Annotated in this window: 19 protein-coding genes; 10 read left to right on the top strand and 9 right to left on the bottom strand. The window is 67.4% G+C overall.

What is annotated here, in order from left to right; translation table 11 throughout:
* Positions 1-16: 16 nt before the first annotated feature.
* The 4 genes from ACZYZ9_RS13255 to ACZYZ9_RS13240 form a co-directional block, all read right to left on the bottom strand.
* Positions 17-1,441, bottom strand: coding sequence for a lytic transglycosylase domain-containing protein (locus ACZYZ9_RS13255; protein WP_463826702.1), 1,425 nt, complete (start codon positions 1,439-1,441; stop codon positions 17-19).
* Positions 1,442-1,568: 127 nt separating this feature from the next.
* Positions 1,569-2,111: a DUF1003 domain-containing protein gene (locus ACZYZ9_RS13250; protein WP_463826701.1), complete on the bottom strand. Its 543-nt coding sequence runs from the start codon at positions 2,109-2,111 to the stop codon at positions 1,569-1,571.
* A complete protein-coding gene (locus tag ACZYZ9_RS13245) occupies positions 2,108-3,418 on the bottom strand; it encodes a magnesium transporter MgtE N-terminal domain-containing protein (protein ID WP_463826700.1) in 1,311 nt (436 codons plus the stop codon). Before ACZYZ9_RS13245 ends, ACZYZ9_RS13250 begins: the two co-directional genes overlap by 4 nt.
* Before the next feature lie 73 nt (positions 3,419-3,491).
* Complete coding sequence (locus ACZYZ9_RS13240) at positions 3,492-4,022, bottom strand: DUF4190 domain-containing protein (protein WP_463826699.1); 531 nt, start codon at positions 4,020-4,022, stop codon at positions 3,492-3,494.
* A 115-nt stretch (positions 4,023-4,137) separates the two neighbouring features.
* On the opposite strand from ACZYZ9_RS13240, the gene ACZYZ9_RS13235 reads away from it, so the two are divergent.
* Genes ACZYZ9_RS13235 through ACZYZ9_RS13210 form a run of 6 tightly spaced genes read left to right on the top strand, consistent with a single transcriptional unit; the run spans position 4,138 to position 9,520 of the window.
* Positions 4,138-4,662: a YflT domain-containing protein gene (locus ACZYZ9_RS13235; RefSeq protein ID WP_463826698.1), complete on the top strand. Its 525-nt coding sequence runs from the start codon at positions 4,138-4,140 to the stop codon at positions 4,660-4,662.
* Between the two features lie 15 nt (positions 4,663-4,677).
* Positions 4,678-6,072, top strand: a complete 1,395-nt coding sequence (locus ACZYZ9_RS13230) for an extracellular solute-binding protein (protein WP_463826697.1) — start codon at positions 4,678-4,680, stop codon at positions 6,070-6,072.
* A 50-nt stretch (positions 6,073-6,122) separates the two neighbouring features.
* Complete coding sequence (locus tag ACZYZ9_RS13225; RefSeq protein ID WP_463826817.1) at positions 6,123-6,941, top strand: carbohydrate ABC transporter permease; 819 nt, start codon at positions 6,123-6,125, stop codon at positions 6,939-6,941.
* Positions 6,931-7,770 carry a carbohydrate ABC transporter permease gene (locus ACZYZ9_RS13220; protein ID WP_463826696.1) on the top strand — a complete coding sequence of 280 codons (840 nt, stop codon included), beginning with the start codon at positions 6,931-6,933 and terminating at the stop codon, positions 7,768-7,770. The genes ACZYZ9_RS13225 and ACZYZ9_RS13220 overlap by 11 nt, the downstream gene beginning before the upstream one ends.
* Positions 7,771-7,778: 8 nt before the next feature.
* Positions 7,779-8,951 carry an ABC transporter ATP-binding protein gene (locus ACZYZ9_RS13215; protein ID WP_463826695.1) on the top strand — a complete coding sequence of 391 codons (1,173 nt, stop codon included), beginning with the start codon at positions 7,779-7,781 and terminating at the stop codon, positions 8,949-8,951.
* Positions 8,948-9,520, top strand: coding sequence for a suppressor of fused domain protein (locus ACZYZ9_RS13210; protein WP_463826694.1), 573 nt, complete (start codon positions 8,948-8,950; stop codon positions 9,518-9,520). The genes ACZYZ9_RS13215 and ACZYZ9_RS13210 overlap by 4 nt, the downstream gene beginning before the upstream one ends.
* A 6-nt stretch (positions 9,521-9,526) precedes the next feature.
* Here ACZYZ9_RS13210 and corA read toward each other — a convergent pair whose 3' ends face one another.
* Positions 9,527-10,618 carry a magnesium/cobalt transporter CorA gene (corA, locus tag ACZYZ9_RS13205; protein ID WP_463826693.1) on the bottom strand — a complete coding sequence of 364 codons (1,092 nt, stop codon included), beginning with the start codon at positions 10,616-10,618 and terminating at the stop codon, positions 9,527-9,529.
* A gap of 210 nt (positions 10,619-10,828) precedes the next feature.
* On the opposite strand from corA, the gene ACZYZ9_RS13200 reads away from it, so the two are divergent.
* The 3 genes from ACZYZ9_RS13200 to ACZYZ9_RS13190 all read left to right on the top strand — a co-directional run bounded on the left by ACZYZ9_RS13200 (position 10,829) and on the right by ACZYZ9_RS13190 (position 13,997).
* Complete coding sequence (locus ACZYZ9_RS13200) at positions 10,829-11,818, top strand: malate dehydrogenase (RefSeq protein WP_463826692.1); 990 nt, start codon at positions 10,829-10,831, stop codon at positions 11,816-11,818.
* An 89-nt stretch (positions 11,819-11,907) separates the two neighbouring features.
* Positions 11,908-13,089 carry an NAD(P)-dependent malic enzyme gene (locus tag ACZYZ9_RS13195; RefSeq protein ID WP_463826816.1) on the top strand — a complete coding sequence of 394 codons (1,182 nt, stop codon included), beginning with the start codon at positions 11,908-11,910 and terminating at the stop codon, positions 13,087-13,089.
* An 8-nt stretch (positions 13,090-13,097) separates the two neighbouring features.
* Positions 13,098-13,997 carry a glycine betaine ABC transporter substrate-binding protein gene (locus ACZYZ9_RS13190; protein WP_463826691.1) on the top strand — a complete coding sequence of 300 codons (900 nt, stop codon included), beginning with the start codon at positions 13,098-13,100 and terminating at the stop codon, positions 13,995-13,997.
* A 61-nt stretch (positions 13,998-14,058) separates the two neighbouring features.
* Here the strand turns inward: ACZYZ9_RS13190 and ACZYZ9_RS13185 are convergent, their stop codons facing one another.
* The 3 genes from ACZYZ9_RS13185 to ACZYZ9_RS13175 all read right to left on the bottom strand — a co-directional run bounded on the left by ACZYZ9_RS13185 (position 14,059) and on the right by ACZYZ9_RS13175 (position 19,715).
* Positions 14,059-14,889, bottom strand: coding sequence for an SDR family NAD(P)-dependent oxidoreductase (locus tag ACZYZ9_RS13185; protein ID WP_463826690.1), 831 nt, complete (start codon positions 14,887-14,889; stop codon positions 14,059-14,061).
* 147 nt (positions 14,890-15,036) lie between these two features.
* Positions 15,037-18,780 carry a multifunctional oxoglutarate decarboxylase/oxoglutarate dehydrogenase thiamine pyrophosphate-binding subunit/dihydrolipoyllysine-residue succinyltransferase subunit gene (locus ACZYZ9_RS13180; RefSeq protein ID WP_463826689.1) on the bottom strand — a complete coding sequence of 1,248 codons (3,744 nt, stop codon included), beginning with the start codon at positions 18,778-18,780 and terminating at the stop codon, positions 15,037-15,039.
* Between the two features lie 179 nt (positions 18,781-18,959).
* The gene (locus ACZYZ9_RS13175) at positions 18,960-19,715 is read right to left on the bottom strand and encodes a hypothetical protein (protein ID WP_463826688.1); all 756 of its coding nucleotides are present in this window, start codon (positions 19,713-19,715) and stop codon (positions 18,960-18,962) included.
* A gap of 207 nt (positions 19,716-19,922) precedes the next feature.
* On the opposite strand from ACZYZ9_RS13175, the gene ACZYZ9_RS13170 reads away from it, so the two are divergent.
* A complete protein-coding gene (locus ACZYZ9_RS13170; protein ID WP_463826687.1) occupies positions 19,923-21,707 on the top strand; it encodes an MFS transporter in 1,785 nt (594 codons plus the stop codon).
* Here the strand turns inward: ACZYZ9_RS13170 and ACZYZ9_RS13165 are convergent.
* Entirely contained in the window at positions 21,645-25,052 is a 3,408-nt protein-coding gene (locus ACZYZ9_RS13165; protein ID WP_463826686.1) for a TM0106 family RecB-like putative nuclease, read from the bottom strand. The two genes, ACZYZ9_RS13170 and ACZYZ9_RS13165, sit on opposite strands and share 63 nt — an antisense overlap.
* Positions 25,053-25,153: the final 101 nt, after the last annotated feature.

Below are 25,153 nucleotides of genomic sequence, written 5' to 3'. Positions count from 1 at the left end.
GCGGGCTCCCGGACGGTCAGCTGACCGGGCCGAGCGCCGGCTCGCCGGGCGCCGGCGGGCTGGGCTGCTGCGGACCGGCCGGCTTGGGCGACGGCGACGCGTTGGGCGCCCGCGGGGCCGGTGCCGGGCCTGCCGGGGCCGGAGCGGCAGGGGCCGGAGCGGCCGGGGTCGGCGGTGCCATCGGCGCCGGGGCGGCGGGCGGAGCAAACGGGTCCGGGAACGGCGGCGCGGCCGGCGGCGGAGCCGGCGCAAGCACGATGCCCCCGTTGGGAACCGGCGCCATCCCGGGCTGAACAGCCTCGGGGTTCTGCGAGCTGATGCAGATCAGCGTGCATCCCGGGGTGTTCGTCGGGAGCGGGGCCGGCTGTTGGGCCGGCGGCAGCCAGGGCCACGCCGGTGCTTGCGGCGGACCGTTCAGGTTGGGGTACTGCGCCACGATCTGCGGCTGACCGAAGTCGATCAACGGCATGTGCTGCCCCAGCGGGTCGTTCACGCCCAGTCCGGTCACATTCAGCGGCAGGTTGGGTCCCAGGCCTTCGGTCCGCTCGAGGTGAGCATCGCCGATGGGCGGCGGCGGCCCGGTGATCGGCGGCAGGTCGACCGGGACCACACCGGTGGCGTAGGCGGCGGCCCAGCCCAACACGTTCTGGGCGTAGGACATCGAGTTGTTGTAACGCAGGATCGCGGCCATCACCTGCGCCGGGTCCCGCAGGTTGAGCCCGCCACTGCACAGATACCGGGCAGCGGCCATGGTCGCGTCGAACAGGTTCTGCGGATCGGGGATGCCGTCGCCGTCACCGTCGATGGCGTAACGCGCCCAGGTGCCGGGCAGGAACTGCATCGGTCCCATCGCGCGGGCGTAGGTCACCCGGTTGCCCTGGTTGCTCTGGACGATCACCTCGTTGCCGGGCAGGGAGCCGTCCAGCGACGGACCGTAGATCGGGTTGGTTGCGGTGCCGCGGGCATCGACGGCGCCGCCTCCGGCGTGGCCGGATTCGATGCGGCCGATCCCGGCGAGCAGATTCCAGCTGACCCCGCAATTGGGTTCCAGCGTGGACATCTTGTGCTCGGCGTTGCGGTATGCAGACAAAGCCATGATCGGAATGCCAAGAGCGCCAGGGGAATTGACGACTGTCGGGGGCGGTGGCGCGGAACTGTGCGCGGCGGCGACGTGGAAGCTGGTCGGCACCCGCTGCACGGAGATGACCGTCGGGCCGGACAGGTCGACGTGCGGAGCCGGGCCCACTGCGGCGACCGGTGCGATCGCGGTGCGCGACGGCAGCTTGCCGTGCATCGCGGGCGCCGCGCCGCTGACCGCGCCGGCGAAGATCAGGGGGGAGATCATCACGACGCCGAAAGCCGGCGTCCTCGTCACGTGAAGTGCCCCCTGCCGCACTTTCGCGACGGCCGGGCCAACACCCCAGCGTCCCCCTATGCGCACCTCGACCGTCCTCGATTCATGAGCCGCCGGGAAAGCTGACCTGATTGTTAGCGTCTTGTTAGCTTCGTGAACTAGATCACCATACATAACTCTTGTAACGGGAGTTGCGCAATGGTTCAGAGGTTTCTCAGCTCGATTTCTTAGCTCGCCGCTCGGCACCGTCGGGCACCCGCACGGCGTCACCGTCCGGCGCCCCGGCCGCCAGATTCGCGAGCATGTCGCGCAGATCTTCGAGTTCGTGGCGCAGGTAATCGCGGGTGGCGACCTCGCCGACGGCCAGCCGCAGCGCGGCCAGTTCGCGCGCCAGGTACTCGGTGTCGGCCTTGGTTTGGGCGGCGCGGCGCCGATCCTCTTCCAGGGCCACGCGGTCGCGGTTCTCCTGCCGGTTCTGGGCCAGCAGGATCAGCGGGGCCGCATAGGCCGCCTGGGTGGAGAACGCCAGGTTGAGCAGGATGAACGGATAGGGGTCCCACCGCCAGCGCACGGCCCACAGATTCAGGGCAATCCAAATCATCACGAACACCGTCTGCAGCAGCAGATAGCGGCCGGTGCCGAAGAACCGGGCGATGGATTCGGTGATCTGCCCTACGGCCTCGGGATCCAGCCGGGGGGTGAATCGGCGCGACGTGCGCGGGGTGTACAGGCCCCGCGGGGTCGAGGACTTGCTCACTCCGATGAACCTCCGGGTCGTGCCGGCCGGCCGGCCGGGTCGAGCTGCGGCACGTCCACCCGCCAGTCATGCGGTAGCAGGTGATCCAGCAGGTCGTCGACGGTCACCGCACCCAACAGATGGTTCTGATCGTCGACCACCGGTCCACATACCAGGTTGTAGGCAGCGAAATACCGGGTCACCGCGGCCAGCGGGGTCTCCGGTGTGAGGGTCAGCAGATCGCTGTCGACGATTCCGCCGACCAGTTCGGCCGGCGCCTCGCGCAGCAGCCGCTGCAGATGCACACAACCCAGGTAGTGCCCGGTCGGAGTGGCCGTCGGTGGCCGCGACACGAACGCCATCGACGCCAGCGCGGCGGTCAGGTCGGGGTCGCGCATCCGGGCCAGCGCCTCGGCGACCGAGGTGTCCGGGGCGAGCACCACCGGATCGGAGGTCATCAGACCGCCCGCGGTGTCGGGGGAGTGCTTGAGCAGCCGTCGCACCGGGTCGGAATCGTCGGGATCCATCCGGGTCAGCAACACTTCGGCGTCGGTGGGATTGAGCACGCCGAGCAGGTCGGCCGCGTCGTCGGGATCCATCTCCTCCAGGACGTCGGCGGCGCGCTCGGTGCCCAGCTGGGACAGCACCTCGGCCTGGTCGAGTTCGGGCAGCTCCTGCAGGATGTCGGCCAGCCGCTCGTCGTTGAGGGCACTGAACACCTCGTAGCGGCGTTTGGACGGCAGGCCACGGATGGCGTCGGCGACGTCGACCGCCTTGCGCCCTTCGAACTGGTCCAGCAGCTGAGCCACACCCTGCCCGGGCATCGCCAGCGCCGACGGCGTCAGGCCGTGCACGTTCTGCCAGTCCACTACGTGCACCGGCCCGCGCCGTCGTAGCCGGCGATGAGTGCGCACCGCGACCCGGCTCACCACCCAGTCGCGGGTCCGGGTCTGCTCGATCCCGAGATCGGCGACCACGAAGTCCAGTCCGGCCAACTCCGGCAGGTCGGGATCGTTGACCTTGACCTGCGTGTCCAGCACCTGGCCCACCGCGAGCACCTCACCCGGCCGCTGCTCGAAATGACGCAGCGACACGTTGCCGGTGCTCAGCGTGACCGCGCTGGGCTCGATTGCTGCGACTCGCAGCATCGGGATGAAGATGCTGCGCCGGGTGGCCAGGTCGACGACCAGCCCCAGTACCCGGGGTTGCTGACGCACGATGCTGATGCCGATCACGACGTCGCGGACCCGTCCGAAGGATTCCCCGAGTGGACCCAGCACCATCATGCGCGGCAGCCGCGCCACGTACACCCTGTTGACGGATCCCATAGATAAGAGCCTAGGAGCGCCCTCGGCGGTCACGCGTGGCGAGTCCGCCGAACGGGTCGCGCGGGGTGTGCGATCAGCGGCTGGCAGCGGCCATCGCGACGAGGTAGATGATGAAAAACACCGCGCCGAGCCCCAGCGTCGTCCCACCCACCGCGATGCCCGCGATCGCCATGCCGCGTCCGGGCTGCTGGGTTTGTTTGATCTGGTTCAGTGCGACGACGCCCAGCACCACGGCGGTAATGGGCAGCGCCGCCCCGATGAAGCAGAACAACATCAGCGGAATGCCGATCACCACACCCACGATCGAGGTGATCAGCGCCGCGAGGGCCATGCCGTTGTTGCCGGGGGCGGCGGGGTAGTAGGGACTGATCGGTCCCGGATAGGGCGGGTAACCGGGAGCCGGGTAGGCCGGAGGAGGCGGCGCAGCGGGATACGGCATGGCGCCATAGTTCGGCGGAGGTGCGTAGCCGGGCGGCGGCGTCGACGGGTAGGGGGGCGGGTAGCTCGGGGCCGGTTGCGAGGACCCTGGCACTGCCCACTGGGTTTCGTCGTACGGGGACGAGGATCCCCCGTAGGCCGCGCCGTCGTCGCGGGGAGCTGTCATGGTGGTCGACTTTACCCGCGCACGGGCCGGTGGCCAGGGGATATCCGGACCGTTGCGGACGCGGCCGGGCCCGCTGCATAGTGCGTGGACCAGGGACGTGAAAGAATGAGGACCGATGACTAGCCCATTCCAGCCCGAACAACCCGGGCCCGCGGCGGGCCGTGGTGCCGCGGGTCGGCGCAATGTGCCCGGATTGCCCACCCCGCCCAACGGCTGGCCGGTTGGGTCGTACCCCACTTACGCTGAGGCGCAGCGCGCCGTCGATTACCTGTCCGATCAAGAGTTTCCGGTGCAGCAGGTGACGATCGTCGGCGTCGACCTGATGCAGGTGGAACGGGTGACCGGGCGGCTCACCTGGGGCAAGGTGCTGGGTGGTGGCGTGCTCAGCGGCGCGTGGCTCGGGCTGTTCATCGGGCTGGTGCTGGGCTTCTTCAGCCCGAACCCGTGGGGTGCGCTGGTCACCGGCCTGGTCGCCGGAGTCTTCTTCGGTTTGATCACCTCAGCGGTGCCCTACGCGATGGCGCGCGGGACCAGGGACTTCAGCTCGACCATGCAATTGGTGGCCGGGCGTTACGACGTGCTCTGCGATCCGCAGAACGCGGAGAAGGCACGAGACCTGCTGGCGCGCCTGGCGATCTGACGCTGGGGCGGAAGGTTGCTGTTGCGGCGTTGGGGGGCGGCCGCGCTGGCGGCGCTCACCGTCGCGTCGGTGACCGCGGCGTGCGGCTCTGGGAATTCCGGCCTGGCGATCAGCCTGTATACCCCGGCCACTGACGGGACTACCTACACCGCGATGGCGGCGCGATGCACGGCGCAAGCCGGCGGACGCTACCGCATCGCTCAGGTGAGTCTGGCCAGGTCGCCCGACCAACAGCGCCTGCAGCTGGCCCGCCGGCTGACCGGCAACGATCACACCCTGGACCTGATGGGCCTCGACGTGGTGTGGACCGCGGAGTTCGCCGAGGCGGGCTGGGCGCTGCCGTTGTCGGCGGACCCGTCCGGGCTGACCGAGTCCGACGCGGTGGCCGATACCCTGCCGGGCCCGCTGCAGACGGCCACCTGGAATCATCGGCTGTACGCCGCGCCGCTGACCACTAACACTCAATTGCTCTGGTACCGAGCAGATTTGGTGGTGCAGCCGCCGCGCGACTGGAGCGGCATGCTGGCCGAGGCGGCCCGCTTGCACGCAGCCGGCCAGCCCAGCTGGATTGCCGGCCAGGGCAACGAGGGCGAAGGTCTGGTGGTGTGGTTCAACACGTTGCTGGCCAGCGCCGGTGGTCGGGTGCTCGCCGAGGACGGCAAGCACGTCACCCTGACCGACACCCCCGAGCACCGCGCCGCCACCGTGACCGCGCTGCGGATCATGAAATCGGTGGCCACCGCGCCGGGGGCCGACCCGTCCATCACCCGCAGCGACGAGGGCACCGCGCGCCTGGCGGTCGAACAGGGCCGCGCCGCACTGGAAGTCAACTGGCCCTACGTCCTGGCGTCGCTACTGGAGAATGCGGTCAAGGGTGGGGTGCCGTTCCTGCGCCTGGACCGGCTGCCCGAGCTGGCCGGCAGTGTCAACAAGCTCGGCACATTCGCACCCAGCGACGAGCAGTTCCGCACCGCCTACGCGGCCAGCCGCAAGGTGTTCGACTTTGCGCGTTACCCCGGCCTGGACGGTCGCCCGGCCAGAGTCACCATCGGAGGATTGAACCTGGCCGTGGCGTCGACCACCCGCCACCGGGCTGAGGCCTTCGAAGCGGTCCGGTGCCTGCGCGACCTGCAGAACCAGAAGTACGTGTCGATGGAGGGCGGTCTGCCGCCGGTGCGGGTCTCGCTGTACTCCGACCCGCAGTTCCAGGCGAAGTACCCGATGTACGGCATCATTCGCCAACAGCTGACCGAGGCCGCGGTGCGGCCCGCGACCCCCGCCTACCAGGCGTTGTCCATCCGGCTGGCGTCGGCGCTGAGCCCCATCACCGCGATCGACCCCGAGCGCACCGCCGACGACCTGGTGGTTGAAGTGCAGAAGGCCCTCGACGGCAAGGGGTTGCTGCCGTGACCGCCTCGGAGCGGCGGCTGGCGTACCTGCTGGTCGCGCCGGCAGTGACGATGATGCTGGCCGTCACGGCCTATCCGATCGGTTACGCGATGTGGCTGAGCCTGCAGCGCAACAACCTGGCCACGCCCGAGGACACCGTCTTCGTGGGCCTGGAGAACTATCAGACCGTCCTGACCGACCGGTACTGGTGGAGCGCCCTGGCTGTGACGCTGGGGATCACGGTGGTCTCGGTGGCGGTCGAGTTCATCCTCGGTCTGTCGTTGGCGCTGGTGATGCATCGCACCCTGTTCGGCAGGGGGCTGGTGCGCACCGCGGTGCTGATCCCGTACGGAATCGTCACGGTGGTCGCGTCGTACAGCTGGTACTACGCGTGGACGCCGGGCACCGGTTACCTGGCCGGTCTGCTGCCCGACGGAAGCGCGCCGCTGACCCATCAGATTCCGTCGCTGGGCATCGTGGTGCTCGCCGAGGTGTGGAAGACCACGCCCTTCATGGCGCTGCTGTTGCTGGCCGGGTTGGCGTTGGTCCCCGAGGACCTGCTCCGGGCGGCGCACGTCGACGGCGCGGGCGCCTGGCAGCGGCTGACGAAGGTCACCCTGCCGATCATCAAGCCCGCGGTGGTGGTCGCGCTGCTGTTCCGCACCTTGGACGCATTTCGCATCTTCGACAACATCTACGTGTTGACCGCGGGCGACAACAACACCGGCTCGGTGTCGATCCTGGGCTACGACAACTTGTTCAAAGGCTTCAATCTGGGCCTGGGTTCGGCGATCAGCGTGCTCATCTTCGCCTGCGTCGGGATGATCGCGCTGACCTTCATCAAGCTGTTCGGTGCGGCGGCTCCGGGAAGTGCTGCCGATGGCCGTTGAACGGTTCGAGGGCCGTCGCGTCGCTTTCTGGGTCGTCGTCGACGCACTGGTGCTGGTGTACGCACTGTTGCCGGTGCTGTGGATCTTCAGTCTTTCCCTGAAACCGACATCGAATGTCAAGGACGGCAAGCTGATTCCGGCCCAGGTGACGCTGGACAACTACCGGGGCATCTTCCGCGGCGACATCTTCAGCTCGGCGCTGATCAACTCGATCGGAATCGGGTTGATCACCACCGTGATCGCGGTGCTGCTCGGTGCCATGGCCGCGTATGCCATTGCGCGCCTTGAATTCCCAGGTAAGCGGTTGCTGATCGGTATGACGCTGCTGATCACCATGTTCCCGGCGATCTCGCTGGTGACGCCGTTGTTCGACATCGAACGGGCGATCGGGTTGTTCGACACCTGGCCGGGGTTGATCCTGCCCTACATCACCTTCGCGCTGCCGCTGGCGATCTACACGCTGTCGGCGTTCTTCCGGGAAATCCCGTGGGATTTGGAGAAGGCGGCCAAGATGGACGGCGCGACCCCGGCGCAGGCGCTGGTCAAGGTGATCGCGCCGCTGGCGGCACCCGGCCTGGTGACCGCGGCCATCCTGGTGTTCATCTTCGCCTGGAACGACCTGCTGCTGGCGTTGTCGCTGACCGCCACCAAGGCTGCGACGACTGCGCCGGTGGCGATCGCGAACTTCACCGGCAGTTCGCAGTTCGAGGAGCCGACGGGATCGATCGCGGCGGGAGCGATCGTCATCACGGTTCCGATCATCGTCTTCGTACTGGTCTTTCAGCGAAAGATCGTCGCCGGGTTGACCTCTGGGGCTGTGAAGGGATAGTTGACGCGATGGCCGAGATCGTGCTGGAACATGTGCACAAGAGCTACGCCGACGGTCACGTGGCCGTGCGGGACCTGAGCATCACCATCGCCGACGGCGAATTCCTGATCCTGGTCGGTCCGTCCGGCTGCGGAAAGACCACCACGCTGAACATGATTGCCGGACTCGAGGACATCTCGTCGGGCGAGCTGCGTATCGGTGGGGAGCGGGTCAACGAGAAAGCGCCCAAGGACCGCGACATCGCCATGGTGTTCCAGTCCTACGCGTTGTACCCGCACATGACGGTGCGCCAGAACATCGCGTTTCCGCTGACGCTGGCCAAGCTGAAGAAAGCCGACATCGCGCAGAAGGTCGAGGAGACCGCGAAGATCCTGGATCTGACTGCCCTGCTGGATCGCCGGCCCGCGCAGCTCTCCGGCGGCCAGCGGCAGCGGGTCGCGATGGGCAGGGCAATCGTGCGCCACCCCAAGGCATTTCTGATGGACGAGCCGTTGTCCAACCTCGACGCCAAGCTGCGGGTGCAGATGCGCGGCGAGATCGCCCGGTTGCAGAAGCGGCTGGGTACCACCACCGTCTATGTCACCCACGATCAGACCGAGGCGATGACGCTGGGCGACCGGGTGGTGGTGATGCACAGCGGTCTGGCCCAGCAAATCGGTACGCCCACTGAGCTTTACGAGCGGCCGGCGAATCTGTTCGTCGCCGGCTTCATCGGCTCGCCGGCGATGAACTTCTTCCCTGCCACGTTGACGACCCTCGGGCTGAAGCTGCCGTTCGGCGAGGTGACGCTGTCCCCCGAGGTGCAGGATGTGATCGCATCGCACGCCGCACCGGACAACGTCATCGTGGGGGTGCGCCCCGAGCACATCGCCGATGCCGCGTTGATCGACGGCTATCAGCGGATCGGTTCGCTGGTGTTCCCGGCCGGCGTCGACCTGGTCGAATCGCTGGGGTCGGACAAGTATGTGTACTTCACCACGGCCGGTCCCGAAGTTCACTCGGCCCGGCTGGACGAAGTGGCCGCCGAATCGGAGGTCAACGAGAATCAGTTCGTGGCAAGGGTTTCCGCTGAATCGAAGGCGGCCATGGGCGAGCAGATCGAATTGGCCTTCGATCCCGGCAAAATCGCTGTGTTCGACGCCGACACCGGCGTGAACCTCACGCTGCCGCGCGTCAAGTGACACTCGACGCGGTGCGGGGCCACCTGCGCAGTCACTTCGCCGGTATCGAACCGGATTCGGCGAGTGTCACCTTCCTCGGTGCCGAACCCATCGAGGTGTTGCGGTTCCGCGCGGCCGGCGTGACGCACTACGTCACCCTGGGATGTTCGCGGGCTGCGATGACCGATCCGACCGAGCTGGTCACCGACCAGCTTCGCGGCCCGCGTGCCGAAGTGGTGCTGCGGCTGCGTGATCCGGGACCGGTCGCCGGATTGGCGCGCAGCCTGGCCATAGTGGCCGCGACCCCGGCGGTGGAAGGCATGGTGCTGGTGGCCGACGCGCTGATCGACCTGGGTGCGCCACTGTGGTCGGGCGCGCCGTTCACCGCGGTGTTGTTGGGGCACAGCGAGATTGCCGACCTGCCGCTGCAGGCACCGCGGGCGCCGGTGGAATTCCTTTCCGCGACGCCGGTCACCGCGACCGAGGCTGCCTGGGTGCGGCTCAAAGGTGCCGAAGCGATGCGCCAGGCCTGGTTCAGCGACGGCGTCGACGTGTTGGACCCGAATCGTCCTGCCGCGCAACCCAATTAGCTCGGGTTACAGCCAGCCTCGGCGCCGGAAATTGAAGTAGAGGAACATGCAGACGATCACCATGAGACTGACCACCGACGGGTAGCCCCACTTGGAGTCCAACTCCGGCATGAAGTGGAAGTTCATCCCGTAGATGCCGGCGACCATGGTGGGCACGGCGACGATACCGGCCCAGGCCGAGATCTTGCGCATGTCCATGTTCTGCTGCATGCCCGCGCGGGCCAGCGCGGCCTGCACCAGCGAGTTCAACATTTCGTCGTAATTGGTGATCTGGTCGGCGGCCTCGGTCTGGTGATCGGCGACGTCGCGCAGGTAGCGCCTGACCTCCTTGGAGATCAGGTCCTTGTTGTCGGTCTGCATCCGCATGAATGCGGCCGACAGCGGCGCGACACAGCGGCGCATCTCGACGACCTCCCGCTTGAGCAGATAGATCGGCTCGACGTCGATCGAGCGCTCCGGCGCGAAGGCGACCACCTCGATAGCGTCGATGTCGTCTTCCATCAGGCTGGTCACCGCCAGGTAGTGGTCCACCACGGTGTCGGCGATCGCGTGCATCACCGCGTAGGGACCCAACCGCAGGTGTTCGGGATTGCAGTCCATCCGCTTGCGGACCTCGTGCAGGCCGCCGTGTTCGCCATGGCGGACCGTGACCACGAAGTCCGCGCCGACAAAGATCATGATTTCGCCGGTCTCCACGATCTCCCGGGCCAGCGCCACTGACTCGTGCGGCACGTAATTGATCGTCTTGAGGACCAGGAACAAAGTCTCGTCGTAGCGCTCCAGCTTGGGCCGCTGGTGGGCGTGTACGGCGTCCTCGACCGCCAGCGGGTGCAATCCGTAGACGTCGGCCACCTGCTGCATCTGGGCCTCGTCAGGTTCGTGCAACCCGACCCACACGAAGGCGGACTGTCCGAGTTCTCGAACTTTGGCCAGCGCTTCGGCGGGCGCCCACTTGCCGGGCAGCCGGGCGCCGTCGACGTAGACACCGCAGTCGACCAGGGTCGGCACCGGCGGATCGGGGACCGGGTGAACGTGTTGCGTTTTCTGCCGGGCGACCGGTCTGAGCGCTTCGGGCAATGCGTCGAATCCAGGGAACACATCGACCTCCGATCGCTGGACAGGTCTGACCGGCGGTGGTCATCGTACGCGTTCAGGCGCCTTTCATCAGTGCCTACAGCCGGTCAGACAGCGGATTCCCAGCCACGGCATGGACCGGCGGATTCGCGACGGCGCCGGTGCGCTAGTTTCGACGCCAAACCCGTCTAGAGGATCCGTCGAACGAGGATCCGTCAAAGGAGCAGAACCGACGTGAGCGCAAGTCCTCTCAAGGTCGCCGTCACCGGTGCCGCCGGCCAGATCGGCTACAGCCTGTTGTTCCGTCTGGCCAGCGGCTCGCTGCTGGGCCCGGACCGCCCGATCGAATTGCGGTTGCTCGAGATCGAGCCCGCCCTCAAGGCGCTCGAGGGTGTCGTGATGGAACTCGACGACTGTGCGTTCCCGTTGCTGGCCGGCGTGGAGATCGGCGCCGACGCGAACAAGATCTTCGACGGGGTGAACCTGGCTCTGCTGGTCGGCGCCCGGCCGCGCAGCAAGGGCATGGAGCGCGGCGACCTGCTGGAGGCCAACGGCGCGATCTTCACCGCCCAGGGCAAGGCGCTCAACGAGGTCGCCGCCGACGACGTCCGGATCGGGGTGACCGGCAACCCGGCCAACACCAACGCGCTGATCGCGCTGAGCAATGCTCCCGACATCCCCAAGGAGCGGTTCTCCGCGCTGACCCGCCTGGACCACAACCGGGCGATCTCCCAGCTGGCCAAGAAGACCGGCGCCAAGGTCACCGACATCAAGAAGGTCACCATCTGGGGCAACCACTCGGCCACCCAGTACCCCGACATCTTCCACGCCGAGATCGGTGGCAGGAACGCCGCTGAGGTGGTCGACGACCAGAACTGGGTCGAGAACGACTTCATCCCGACCGTCGCCAAGCGCGGCGCGGCCATCATCGAGGCTCGCGGCGCCTCCTCGGCCGCCTCGGCCGCATCGGCGACCGTCGACGCGGCGCGGGACTGGCTGCTGGGCACCCCGAAGGACGACTGGGTGTCGATGGCCGTGTACTCCGACGGTTCCTACGACGTGCCCGAAGGCCTGATCTCGTCGTTCCCGGTCACCACCAAGGACGGCAAGTGGGAGATCGTGCAGGGTCTGGAGATCGACGAATTCTCCCGCGGCAAGATCAACGCGACCACCGGCGAGCTGGCCGACGAGCGCAACGCCGTCACGGAGTTGAAGCTGATCTGAGCCTGCTCGCTTGAGGCGGGTACGCGACAGCGGTTCGGGGATCGCCGGCCGGGCTGAGTACGCTGAGGGCTGTGTCTGAGACGCTTGACATGATGACAAGTCTTCCCGAGCAAACACCGCAGGTCGTGATCACCGACGAGGAAATCTTCGAGGCACACGTCGGCGGCAAGCTGTCGGTGGAACTCACGGCACCGCTGGATACCAAGCGTGCGTTGTCGATCGCCTACACCCCGGGCGTGGCGCAGGTCAGTCGCGCGATCGCCACCGATCGCACCCTGGCCGCCCGCTACACCTGGGCCAACCGGCTGGTCGCCGTCGTCAGCGACGGCAGCGCCGTGCTCGGTCTGGGTGACATCGGCCCGGCCGCGTCGCTGCCGGTGATGGAAGGCAAGTGCGCGCTGTTCAAGGAATACGGCGGCCTGAACGCGATCCCGATCGTGCTGGACACCAAGGATCCCGACGAGATCGTCGAAACCCTGGTGCGGCTGCGCCCGACGTTCGGCGCGGTCAATCTCGAGGACATCTCCGCGCCGCGCTGTTTCGAGATCGAGCGACGGGCGATCGAGGCGCTGGATTGCCCGGTGATGCACGACGATCAGCACGGCACGGCGATCGTCGCGCTGGCGGCGCTGATGGGTGCCACCAAGGTGCTTGGCCGGGACATGGCCGCGGTACGGGTGGTGGTCTCCGGTGCCGGGGCCGCGGGTGTCGCGTGCACGAATCTGCTTCTGGCGAGCGGAATCTCAGACATCACGGTGCTCGACTCGCGCGGCATCGTGCACAGCGGCCGCGACGACATGAACGTCGTCAAGGATGAACTGGCGCGTCGCACCAACCCGAGTGGGCGCACCGGCGGACTGGTCGAGGCGCTCGACGGCGCCGACGTTTTCCTCGGTGTGTCCGGGGGATTGGTGCCCGAAGAGCTGATCGCCACCATGGCGCCGAACGGCATTGTGTTCGCCCTGTCCAACCCCGACCCGGAGATCCATCCCGACGTCGCGGCCAGGTACGCCGCCGTCGTCGCCACCGGGCGCAGTGACTTCCCGAACCAGATCAACAATGTGCTGGCCTTCCCCGGGATATTCCGCGGCGCTCTGGACGTCGGGGCACGCCGTATCACCCAGCAGATGATGGTTGCCGCGGCCGAGGCGATTTACTCGGTGGCCAGCGAAGACCTGGCCATCGACCGGATCGTGCCGAGTCCGCTGGACCGGCGGGTCGGCGACGCGGTGGCCAAAGCGGTGGCTCTGGCCGCCGACTTCTCCGATTGAGGGTAGGCATGGGCAGGCTGGCCGCGCTGCTGCTGGCCCTGGTGGTGCTCAGCGGATGCTCATCGGGCGCCACCGACCGGGAGTTGGTGGTGGGTTCCACCCCCGACTCGAAACTTCTTGCGGCACTGTATGTTTCGGCGCTGCGTTTCTACGGTTTTGCGGCACGCGTCGATACTGCGACTGATCCGATGGCCAAACTGGATGATGGCTCGTTCGCCATCGTCCCCGCCTTCACCGGCACGGTATTGCAGAGCCTGCAGCCCGGAGCGTTGCCGCCGCCGGACACCGGAGGGCGGTCGGACACCTCGGCGCACCGCGGCGCGGCCGCGTCCGACGATTCCGCGCAGTCCGACGCCCAGGTCTACCGCGCGATGAATGCGGCTCTGCCCGAAGGGATCGCGGCGGGCGACTTCGCCACCGCGGCCGAGGACAAACCCGAACTGGTCGTCACCGGGGCGACCGCGGCCGGGTGGGGCGGCAGCGACCTCGGCCTGCTACACGCGCACTGTGACGGGTTGCGGATAGGCAGCGTCGCCAACCGCCAGCCGCCCTCGACAGTGGGAACCTGCCGGCTGCCCGTGCTCCGCGAATTCCCGGACAGCGCAACGATGTTCGCGGCTCTTCAGGCCGGCGAGCTGACCGCGGCCTGGGCCAGCACCGCCGACCCCGCGGTGCCTACGAACCTGGTTGCGCTGGCGGACGGCAAACCTGCGCTGATCCGGGCGGAGAATGTGGTGCCGTTGTACCGGCGCAACGAGCTGAGCAAGCGACAGTTGCTGGCAATCAATGAGATCGCGGGAGTATTGGACACCGCCGCGCTGGTCGAGATGCGCCGCAGAGTGGCCGGCGGGGGCGATCCGCAGGCAGTGGCCGACGCCTGGTTGGGCGAGCACCCGCTGGGGCGTTGACGCCGCTGGCGGCGGGCTGCACTCGAACTTCGCCGCCCTGGACGCAGCATCGACGCGGGCGTCAGCGCTCGGACGGGATCACCCGGCTGATGAACATTTCGGTGAGGCGCTGATAACCCGAACCGGTGACGCGCACCATCAGATCCAAGGCGACGGCGTCCGGACCGACCAGCACCCGCGCCTTGTTCTTGCGCACCGCCTGCAGGATGACCTTCGCAGCCCGCTTCGGGCTGGTGTTGGCCAACCGCTTGTCGAAGAGTTCGGCCAGATCGTCGCGGTTGTGGCCTTCGCCCACGGTGGCGTTGCGGGCGATCGCAGTCTTGATGCCGCCCGGGTGCACGGTGGTGACGCCCACCGGGTGGCCGTGCAGCCGCATCTCCTGGCGCAGCGCCTCGGTGTAGCCGCGCACCGCGAATTTGGCCGAGTTGTAGGCGGAGTAGCCCGGCACCGAGAACAGGCCGAAGATGCTGGAGATGTTGATGACGTGCCCGTCTCCGGAGGCGATGAGGTGCGGCAGGAAAGCCTTGGTGCCGTTCACCACACCCCAGAAGTCGACGTCCATCACCCGTTCGATGTCTTTGAACTGCTCGACCTCGGCGTCACCGGTGTGACCGATGCCGGCGTTGTTGTAGATCTGATTGACCTTGCCGAAATGTTCGGCGACCTCGTCGGCGTAGAGCAGGAAGCGCTCGCGCTCGGTGACGTCGAGCCGATCGGCCTTGACCTGCACGCCGATGGCTTTCAGCTGCTCCTCGGTCTGCGCCAGTCCTTCGGCGTCGACATCGCAGATTGCCAAACTGGCACCCGAGCGTCCCAGCTCCAGGGCCAACGCCTGCCCGATGCCCGAACCAGCGCCGGTCACCACGGCGACCTTCCCGGCAAACCCCTCCATGGGCACTCTCCCTCGTGTCGGTTCCGGGTAGAGATTAGTCGGTACCGGCGGTCCCGGGTGACTGCGGGGCATTGATTCTGCGCTGGCGGCGGGCGTTACTCGAACTTCGTCACCCTGAGCGCAGAATCAACCCCGACGAGCAGACGGCTAGCCGAACGCGGTGTCGATGATCTCCTGCTGCTCCACCGCGTGCACCTTCGACGAGCCCGAGGACGGCGCCGACATGGCCCGACGGGAGATCCGCTTGATCCCGCCGAGCTTCTCCGGGAGCACCTCGGGCAGCGTCAGCCCCAGCGACGGCCACGCGCCCTGGTTGGCAGGCTCCTCCTGCACCCAGAAGTACTGTTTGGCGTTCTCGTAGCGGTCCAGGGTCTCGTCGAGCCGCCGGCGCGGCAGCGGGGCCAACTGCTCGATGCGCACGATCGCGATGTCGTCGCGCTTGTCCTTGGCTTTGCGGGCGGCCAGCTCGTAGTAGAGCTTGCCGCTGGTCAGCAGGATCCGGGTGACCTTGCTGCGGTCGCCGTCGCCCTCGTCGTAGGTGGGTTCCTCGATCACCGACCGGAACTTCATCTCGGTGAATTCCTTGATGTCGCTGACCGCGGCCTTGTTGCGCAGCATCGACTTCGGCGTGAACACGATCAGCGGCCGCATCACCCCGTCCAGGGCGTGCCGGCGCAACAGGTGGAAATAGTTGGCCGGGGTGGACGGCATGGCGATCGTCATCGACCCCTCCGCCCACAGCTGCAGGAACCGTTCGATTCGTCCGGAGGTGTGGTCGGGGCCCTGGCCTTCGTGTCCGTGCGGCAGCAGCAGCACGACGGTGGACAGCTGGCCCCACTTGGCTTCACCGGAACTGATGAACTCGTCGATGATCGACTGCGCGCCGTTGACGAAGTCGCCGAACTGCGCCTCCCACAGCACCACCGCGTCCGGGTTGCCGACGGTATAGCCGTATTCGAAGCCCACGGCCGCGTATTCCGACAGCGGGGAGTCGTAGACCAGGAACTTGCCGCCGGTCGGGGTGCCGTCCTTGTTGCTGGCCAGCAGCTGCAGCGGGGTGAACTCGGCGCCGGTGCTGCGGTCGATGATCACCGAATGCCGCTGGGAGAAGGTGCCGCGGCGGGTGTCCTGCCCGGAGAACCGGACCAGCTTGCCCTCGGCGACCAGCGAACCCAGCGCCAGCAACTCACCGAATGCCCAGTCGATCTTGCCCTCGTAGGCCATCTCGCGCCGCTTGTCGAGCACCGGCTGCACCCGCGAGTGGGCGGTGAACCCCTCCGGCAGGGCCAGGAAGGCGTCGCCGATGCGGGCCAGCAGCGACTTGTCCACCGAGGTGTCCAACCCGGCCGGGATCATCTGGTCGGCCTCGACCGACTCGCTGGGCAGGACGCCGTGCTTCTCCAGGTCGCGGACCTCGTTGAACACCCGTTCCAGTTGGCCCTGGTAGTCGCGCAGGGCGTCCTCGGCCTCCTTGAGCGAGATGTCGCCGCGGCCGATCAGGGATTCGGTGTAGCTCTTGCGGACGCCGCGCTTGTTGTCGACGACGTCGTACATGTAAGGGTTCGTCATCGACGGGTCGTCACCCTCGTTGTGCCCGCGCCGGCGGTAGCACAGCATGTCGATGACGACGTCCTTCTTGAACTGCTGCCGGAAATCCACGGCCAGCTGCGCCACCCAGACGCACGCCTCGGGGTCGTCGCCGTTGACGTGGAAGATCGGGGCGCCGATCATCTTGGCGACGTCGGTGCAGTATTCGCTGGAGCGCGAGTACTCCGGTGCGGTGGTGAAACCGATCTGGTTGTTGACGATGATGTGGATGGTGCCGCCGACGCGATAACCGGGCAGGTTCGCCAGGTTCAGCGTCTCGGCGACCACGCCCTGGCCGGCGAACGCGGCGTCACCGTGCAGCATCATCGGCACCACCGAGAACGCCTTGGCTTCGTCGGTGTCGGTGGCGCCGTGGTTGAGCAGATCCTGCTTGGCCCGCACCAGGCCCTCGAGCACCGGGTCGACGGCTTCCAGGTGCGACGGGTTGGCGGTCAGCGACACCTGAATGTCGTTGTCGCCGAACATCTGTAGGTACACGCCGGTGGCGCCCAGGTGGTACTTCACGTCGCCGGAGCCGTGTGCCTGCGACGGGTTCAGGTTGCCCTCGAACTCGGAGAAGATCTGCGAGTACGGCTTGCCGACGATGTTGGCCAGCACATTGAGCCGGCCGCGGTGCGGCATGCCGATGACGACCTCGTCCAGGCCGTGCTCGGCGCACTGATCGATCGCGGCGTCCATCATCGGTATGACGCTCTCCGCGCCTTCCAGCGAGAACCGCTTCTGCCCGACGTACTTGGTCTGCAGGAAGGTCTCGAAGGCCTCGGCGGCGTTCAGCCGGCTCAGGATGTACTTCTGTTGTGCCACAGTCGGTTTGACGTGCTTGGTTTCGACCCGCTGTTCCAGCCAGCGGGTTTGCTCGGGGTCGAGGATGTGGGTGTACTCCACTCCGATGTGCCGGCAGTAGGCGTCGCGCAACAGTCCCAGCACGTCGCGCAGCTTCTTGTACTCCGCACCCGCGAAGCCGCTGACCTTGAACACCCGGTCGAGGTCCCACAACGTCAGTCCGTGGGTGAGCACCTCGAGGTCGGGGTGGCTGCGAAACCGGGTCTTGTCCAGGCGCAGCGGGTCGGTGTCGGCCATCAGGTGGCCGCGGTTGCGGTACGCCGCGATCAGGTTCATCACCCGGGCGTTCTTGTCGACGATGGAGTCCGGATTGTCGGTGCTCCAGCGCACCGGCAGGTACGGGATGCTCAACTCGCGGAAAATGTCGTCCCAGAAGGCGTCCGAGAGCAGCATCTCGTGGATGGTGCGCAGGAAGTCACCCGATTCCGCACCCTGGATGATGCGGTGGTCGTAGGTCGAGGTCAGGGTGATCAGCTTGCCGATGCCCAGTTCGGCGATGCGTTCGGCGCTGGCGCCCTGAAATTCGGCGGGGTACTCCATCGCTCCGACGCCGATGATGGCGCCTTGGCCGGCCATCAGCCGCGGCACCGAGTGCACGGTGCCGATGGTTCCCGGGTTGGTCAGCGAAAGTGTTACGCCGCCAAAGTCTTCGGCGGTCAGCTTGCCGTCGCGGGCGCGCCGCACGATGTCTTCGTAAGCCGAGACGAATTCGGCGAAGCGCAATTCTTCACACCGTTTGATGCCGGCCACCACCAGCGCGCGCTTGCCGTCCTTGCCCTGCAGGTCGATCGCCAGACCGAGATTCGTATGGGCTGGTGTGACAGCAGTCGGCTTGCCGTCGACCTCGGCGTAGTGCCGGTTCATGTTCGGGAACTTCTTGACCGCCTGCACCAGCGCGTAGCCCAGCAGGTGGGTGAACGAGATCTTGCCGCCGCGGGTGCGCTTGAGTTGGTTGTTGATGACGATCCGGTTGTCGATCAGCAGCTTGGCCGGGATGGCGCGCACGCTGGTCGCCGTCGGCACGTCCAGTGAGGCCGACATGTTCTTGACGACGGCCGCGGCGGCCCCGCGCAGCACCTGCACCTCGTCGCCCTCGCCTGGCTGGGGGCCTGCGGGCTTGGCCGGCGCCTTGGCGGCTTCCGGGGTGGCCTTCGTTGCGGCCTTGGCGGGTGCGCCGTTGCCTGCCGCCGCGGTGCTCTTGGCCGGCTGGACCGCGGGCTTCGCCGCCGGGGTGGGCTTGGCCTCCGGCGCGGGAGATTCGGCCGGCTTGGATTCGGCGGTGCTGGGCTTGGTGGTGTCTTCGTGCGCGGACTCGGGGTTGTAGTCGACCAGGAACTCATGCCAGCTGGGGTCGACGGACGAGGGGTCGTCGCGGAACTTGCGGTACATCTCCTCGACCAGCCACTCGTTTTGCCCGAATGGTGAACTTATGTTGGCCACGACCGCTGTTCGCCTCAATTCTTTTGTCCTGCAAGCGCTTCACGCGACGCTTGCGACGTCGTGCGTCCCGGCTGGGCGGGCCGCCTCACACCCTGGCTGGCCGGTTGATGGTTCCGACCTGTTCTGACCCAATAAAGGCTAGCGCCTCACCCGCGATTAGCCAGCGAGACCGACAACCTTTAGCTGGCATCCCGGACGGGTGGCAGCAGGTGCAGGGTGACCGGCCAGCGCCCCGGCGGCGGGCCGAACGCCGACCGCGCGTTGCGGACGATCTTCTTGCTCACCACCCGGTTGCCGATGGCACCGATGATGGCGCCGATTCCGACCGGCATGAGCTTGCCGAACATCAGCGCGCCGCGCTTGAGCGCGAACCGCTTCATCACGTACTTGAGCATCCGCGTGTTGAACTTCGACAGCGCCGGCAGCGGCAACGACGCCATGCTTTCGGACACCCAGCCGCCTTTGGTCCGGCCGGGACCGATCAGGTCGGAGACCGCACCGGTGCCGTTGTCACCGGCCAGGACAGTCAGTATCAGGGCCCGACGGCGTTCCCGCTCGTCGAGCGGTATGCCGTACACCGAGGCCAGCGCGAGGACGAACAGCGCGGTGGCTTCCAGGAAGACGGCGGTTTCCCCGGCGGCCGCGGACAGCGCAGCCAGGGTGCCGATGCCGGGGAAGGTCGCGGCCCCGCCAACCGCGGCACCGCTGGCCGTCACCACCGAGACGTAGCGCTTCTCGAGCCGGCCGACGATCTCGGCAGGATCGGCACCGGGTGCGGCGTGGCGTAGGCGGGACACATAGGCTTCGGCCGCGGGTCCCTGGATGTGCGAACTGCGTTCGATGACCTGAGCCAGCGCTCGCGAGGACATCTTCGGGCGGCCGGCGGTCTCGCCCGCCGGCAGTTCCGGTGTTGACTTCTTGCGTCGAAAGAACATCGATGCCTCTCTCGGGGACGGCGTCTCTTCAGGCTAACCGCCTGGCAGCAGAAAACACGCTGGGCCGGAAACCTCACATACTCCCGAGAGAAACGTCGTGGTCGGGGAGCGTGTTCCCGCGCCGAGACCCGTCACAGTCGCCCTGGCGTCGTCGTCGAACTGCGCGGCGGGGAATAATGCGGGCTGGATTCGAAACGAGGCGCGAACATGAGCACAGCGACCAGCCGGGTGTCCGGCAACCCGTGGGCCGCGCTGTGGGCGATGATCCTCGGATTTTTCATGATCATGGTGGATTCGACGATCGTCGCCGTCGCCAATCCGACGATCATGAATGAATTGCGGATCGGCTACAGCACCGTGGTCTGGGTGACCAGCGCCTACCTGCTGGGATACGCGGTGGTGCTGCTGGTCTCCGGCCGCCTCGGGGACCGTTTCGGCCCGAAGAACCTGTACCTGATCGGGTTGGTGGTATTCACCCTCGCCTCGGTGTGGTGCGGTCTGTCCGGCAGCGCCGCCACACTGATCGCGGCACGCGTGGTGCAAGGCGTGGGCGCCGGGATCCTCACCCCGCAGACGTTGTCGACGATCACCCGGATCTTCCCGGCAGATCGGCGCGGCGCGGCGATGAGTATGTGGGGCGCCACCGCGGGCGTCGCGAGCCTGGTCGGACCGCTGGTGGGCGGCATGCTGGTCGACACGCTGGGCTGGCAGTGGATCTTTTTCGTGAACGTGCCGGTCGGCATCATCGCGGTCGCGTTGGCCGCCTGGCTGGTCCCGGTGCTGCCCGTCCATTCCCGCCGCTTCGACCTCGTTGGTGTCGGCTTGTCCGGTGTCGGCATGTTTCTGCTGGTATTCGGCCTGCAGGAGGGTCAGTCCGCGCACTGGGCGCCGTGGATCTGGGCCGTCCTGGTCGCCGGTGTCGGGTTGATGACGGCGTTCGTCTACTGGCAGTCGATCTATCGCCGGGCGCCGTTGGTGCCCTTGGAGATCTTCCGCGACCGGGGCTTCAGCGTGTGCAACGTCGGTGTCGCCGTCATCTCGTTCGCCGTCACGGCGACGATGCTGCCGGTGACCTTCTATGCCCAGTCGGTGTGCGGATTGTCGCCAACGGAGTCGGCGCTGCTGCTCGCGCCGATGGCCATCGCCAGCGGGGTGCTGGCACCGATCGTCGGCAGGTACATCGACCGGACCCATCCGGTGCCCATGCTCGGCTTCGGCTTTTCGTTGCTGGCAGCGTCGCTGACCTGGTTGTCGTTCGAGTTGGATCCGGCCACGCCGGTTTGGCGGCTGGTGCTGGTGTTCATAGCCCTCGGTGCCTCGATGGCGTTCATCTGGTCGCCCCTGGCCGCGACCGCCACCCGCAACCTGCCGCCGGAGCGGGCCGGCGCCGGGTCGGGTGTGTACAACGCGACCCGCCAGCTCGGCGCGGTCCTGGGTAGCGCGAGCATGGCCGCCTTCATGACGTGGCGCATCGGCGCCGAGTTGCCCTATGCGGCCGAGTCGGCGGGCGAGGACACGACGCTGCAGCTGCCGGAGTTTCTGCGCGAGCCCTTCTCGGCCGCGATGTCGCAGTCGATGTTGCTGCCGGCGTTCATCGCGTTGTTCGGGATCATCGCCGCGCTGTTGCTGGTGCGGGGCGCGCGCCGGTCCGACGCTGCCCACCCGGCCGGTGACGTGTTCGCGGACGACATTGATGACGGCGCGTACGAGGAGGACGACGACGAGTACGTTGAATACATCCTGCGCCGCGAACCGTTCAGCGCCGATGAATCCGACACCAAACCGGTGGTGGCACTGACCCGGCGTTCGCCTGCTGCGACGGAGGACGCCTGGCCTCGCGGTCCGCGCGGAACGGCGCACAGCGGGCCGGCCGCCATGGTTCCCGGACCGCTGCCGAACAGGTACTCCCACGTCGGATCCCACCCCCGGTCAACTCCCCGTCAACGCCAGGAACGCGCCCAGCTCGAGCAGCCCGGCCGGGGTGGCGGGTAGGTACTGCGTCAGCAACTCTGAGCGCACGATCACCGCCGCATACTGCGCGCGACTGATCGCCACGTTCAGCCGGTTCCGATTCAGCAGGAATGAAATGCCGCGGGGCACCTCATCGATCGAGGAGGCCGTCATGGAGATGAAGACCACCGGCGCCTGCCCGCCCTGGAATTTGTCGACGGTGCCCACTCGGACGCCGCCCAACCCGGCAGCGGCCAGCTGCTGGCGGATCAGGGACACCTGGGCGTTGTACGGCGCGAGCACCATGACGTCGGCGGCGGACAGCGCCCGGGTGCCGTGCTCGTCGGTCCACGACCGACCCAGCACGTCCCGGACTTCAGCCACGATCGCCTGCGCCTCCTCGGGGCTGTCCGTCGAATTGCCGTAGTGCCCTACCGGCAGCACCTGCACGCCAGGGGAGTATCCGGCGAGCCGGCGCCCGGTGGTGCGTTCGAGGTGGGAGTGCAGCCGGCCTTCATAGGACAGTTTCGAGACGGCCGCACACACATCCGGATGCATCCGGTAGGACAGGTCCAGGAAGTAACCGCGCTCCGGGGGCAGCGTGCGTTGGCCGTCCACCAGCCATTCCAGCGCGGAGATATCGACCGGTTCGGGGTGGGTGCCCTGACTGACCTGCGGCAGTTGTTGCGGATCGCCCAGCAGCATCAGGTTGGCCGCCGCGGGTGCCACGGCAATGGTGTTGGCCAGACAGAACTGGCCGGCCTCGTCGATGACCAGCAGGTCCAGGCTCCCCGGCGGCACCCGATTGCCATTGGCGAAGTCCCAAGCCGTGCCGCCAACCACACATCCCGCCGTCTCGGCGATGAACACCGGATAGGTGCTGCTGTCGATCTGCTGCCAGCGCTTCACGGCGTGACCGTTGCGCTTCTTGGCGATCCGCTGCGGGTCCAACCCGGCCTCGACCACGCAGTCCAGCAGGTTCTCCACCACCGCGTGGGACTGCGCGACCACACCGATACGCCAACCGTGCGTGGTTACCAACCGGGTGATCACCTGGGCGGCCGTGTAGGTCTTGCCGGTTCCCGGCGGGCCGTGCACGGCCAGGTAGGAGGAGTCCAGACGCAGCGTTGCCGCGGTGAGATCGGCGACGGTGTCCGCGGTCCGGGGCAGCGGCGCATCACCGAGGGTGCGCGGCTCTCGTCGTAGCAACACGTCGACGAGCGCGGACCGCGGTAGCTGCGGCAGGCCGGAGGCCACGGTTCGGGCGGTGGCGTCGATCGATGCGCGCAGCTTGGCGGTGGGCACCGGCGGGCCCGGAGTCAGGGCGAACGGCAGCTGCTCGAAAATCTCCCCGTCGGCGCCGGCTCTCTCTCGCAAGACCACCGTGGTCGGCAGTATCGGATCGTCGACCTCCACCACCTCGGCGGGCGCGGCCGCCCGACGGTCCGGGTTATCGGTCATGCCGGCCGGCGCCGGCGGGTCGTAGAGCGCAAAGACCTGACCCCTGAGCTCGCCGCGCGCCAACTCACCGGTCAGCTGCAACTGCCGCTGCGGTTTGCGGGCCCGCGGCGGCATGTTCCATTCGACGGCGACCTCGGCGTGCGCCACGACGAAGACGTCGGTACTGTCCGACCACTCCTCGACCGGATAGTTCAGCCGGTCAAAATGCGACCACCAGAACGGCTTGTCCTCGCGCTGGTGATAACCGCGCGCCGCCGCCACCAGCGCGACCGCCGTCTGCTCCGGTGTCCGACCGACGGCCGCGGCATCCCCGGTGAAATCCGCCAGGGTCGAAGCGAGTTCGTCGTGGTCCTCGACGGTCTCGTGCTCGGCCACCGGCTGGACTCCCACCGGCGTGACACCGGTTTCCCAGGCGCGCAACAGCAGCCAGTCGCGCAGCTCTCGCGTTGACACGCAGTCGTAGTGGTTGTATTCCTCGATCTGTTTGAGCACGGTCGCTGCGTCGTCCGAGTTGCCCTCGGCGAGCAGTTCGCAATAGCGGGCGTAGGAGTTGATCGAGGCGGCGGCGGTGGTGACCTCGCCGGACCGTAGGTGCGCTCCCATGTACAGCGGTTCCAGAGCTTTGAGGCTCACTGACTCCGCGCCCACCCGAATGCTTTTACGCACCAACGGATAAAGGTCGACCAGGATGCCGTTGCGCAGCAGATCGTCGACGTCGTCCTCGCCCACGCCGTAGCGCCCGGCCAGCCGCAGCAACGCCGTGCGCTCGTAGGGCGCGTAGTGGTAGATGTGCATGTTGGGATAGCGTTTGCGCCGCTTGGCGACCATCCCCAGGAACTGAAGCAGCGCCCGGCGTTCGTCGACGCGGCTGTGCGCCCAGAGCGGACGGAAGGCGCCCGCCGGCCCGGCCTCCAGCACGCCGAACAGGTATTCCAGCCCCCAACTCGTGCCGTCAGCCGTCCACAGCGGGTCACCCTCGAAGTCGAAGAACAAATCTCCCGGGTTGGGTTCCGGCAACAGGGTCAAGGGTTGCGAGTCGACGATCTCGTATTGGGGGATACCGGAGGTGCGTTGCCGCACTTGTAGCCGGGCCTGCGCGGACAATTTGTCCAAGACGCTGGGAGCCAGATCTGGAGGAGGCCCGCGATACCCGGCCAGCTCGGCGACCGTGCCGATACCGGCTTCAATTAGCTTGTCGCGCTGGCTGATTCGCATGCCGGCAACCAACAGCAGGTCATCCCGCGCCTTCAACTGCTCCTCACACAGCGGGCAACGCAGACAGGCCTGCACCTGCTCGTCTTCCCAGCGGACCGGGCTGCCGGCGGCGTGGTGCTTGTCCAACAGCAGCTGCAGGTGCGCGCGCTGGGACCGGTAGACCGGAATCAGGTCATCGACCGGATAGCGCACCACCGTGCCGTCGCCCAGTATCAGCTCCGCCTCACCGGCCACCGCCACCCCCGCTATGGCCAGCGCGTCGGCGTAGGCGGCCAGCTGCAATAGCGCGCTGACTTTGGGCGAGCGAGCCAGCTTGGTGTCGGTGACGCGATACTGGTCACCGTCGCGGATCAGGAAGTCGGCGAACCCGACGAACCGGCCGTCGTACATCGCTGCCTGGTAGACCACCGCCGCGCCGTCGGCAATCGCGCGCGCGGTCGCATCGGCTGCCGCGGTCAGTCCGGCGTGGCTGTAGGCCGGACGGCCGATAACGGCGAGTCCGTCGCCGAACTCGTCGCGCAACTCCGCGAGCCTGCGTTGCTCGTGTTCGGTGCCGAGCGTGGCGGTACGGGCCAGCAACTCGTCCTCGACGTCGACGGCGGGCGCCCAGCCCAGTCGCGCGTCGAAATCCCGCAACAACGCGTATTCGCACCGCGCGGCGGACGCGAGATCCGATGCGCTGTACACGATCCTGCCGCCGGTGAGGAACACAGCCGCCACTGTAAAGAAGGGGTACGACAGCGATGATGGAAGAGCGTTACCGCGCAGGTCGTGACTCCGGGTGCGACTGACGCGCTGCTGGGCTGCCCATC

This window comes from Mycobacterium sp. IDUB_28, assembly GCF_055419285.1.
This window is presented reverse-complemented; position numbering and strand designations above follow the sequence as displayed.

Excerpts from the sequence above, each read along its gene's own strand:
- ACZYZ9_RS13215 (WP_463826695.1), top strand. The coding sequence starts at position 7,779 with ATGGCCGAGATCGTGCTGGAACATGTGCACAAGAGCTACGCCGACGGT.
- ACZYZ9_RS13185 (WP_463826690.1), bottom strand. The coding sequence starts at position 14,889 with ATGGAGGGGTTTGCCGGGAAGGTCGCCGTGGTGACCGGCGCTGGTTCG.
- ACZYZ9_RS13175 (WP_463826688.1), bottom strand. The coding sequence starts at position 19,715 with ATGTTCTTTCGACGCAAGAAGTCAACACCGGAACTGCCGGCGGGCGAG.
- ACZYZ9_RS13240 (WP_463826699.1), bottom strand. The coding sequence starts at position 4,022 with ATGACAGCTCCCCGCGACGACGGCGCGGCCTACGGGGGATCCTCGTCC.
- ACZYZ9_RS13245 (WP_463826700.1), bottom strand. The coding sequence starts at position 3,418 with ATGGGATCCGTCAACAGGGTGTACGTGGCGCGGCTGCCGCGCATGATG.
- ACZYZ9_RS13190 (WP_463826691.1), top strand. The coding sequence starts at position 13,098 with ATGGGCAGGCTGGCCGCGCTGCTGCTGGCCCTGGTGGTGCTCAGCGGA.
- ACZYZ9_RS13220 (WP_463826696.1), top strand. The coding sequence starts at position 6,931 with ATGGCCGTTGAACGGTTCGAGGGCCGTCGCGTCGCTTTCTGGGTCGTC.
- ACZYZ9_RS13235 (WP_463826698.1), top strand. The coding sequence starts at position 4,138 with ATGACTAGCCCATTCCAGCCCGAACAACCCGGGCCCGCGGCGGGCCGT.
- ACZYZ9_RS13225 (WP_463826817.1), top strand. The coding sequence starts at position 6,123 with ATGATGCTGGCCGTCACGGCCTATCCGATCGGTTACGCGATGTGGCTG.
- ACZYZ9_RS13195 (WP_463826816.1), top strand. The coding sequence starts at position 11,908 with ATGATGACAAGTCTTCCCGAGCAAACACCGCAGGTCGTGATCACCGAC.
- ACZYZ9_RS13170 (WP_463826687.1), top strand. The coding sequence starts at position 19,923 with ATGAGCACAGCGACCAGCCGGGTGTCCGGCAACCCGTGGGCCGCGCTG.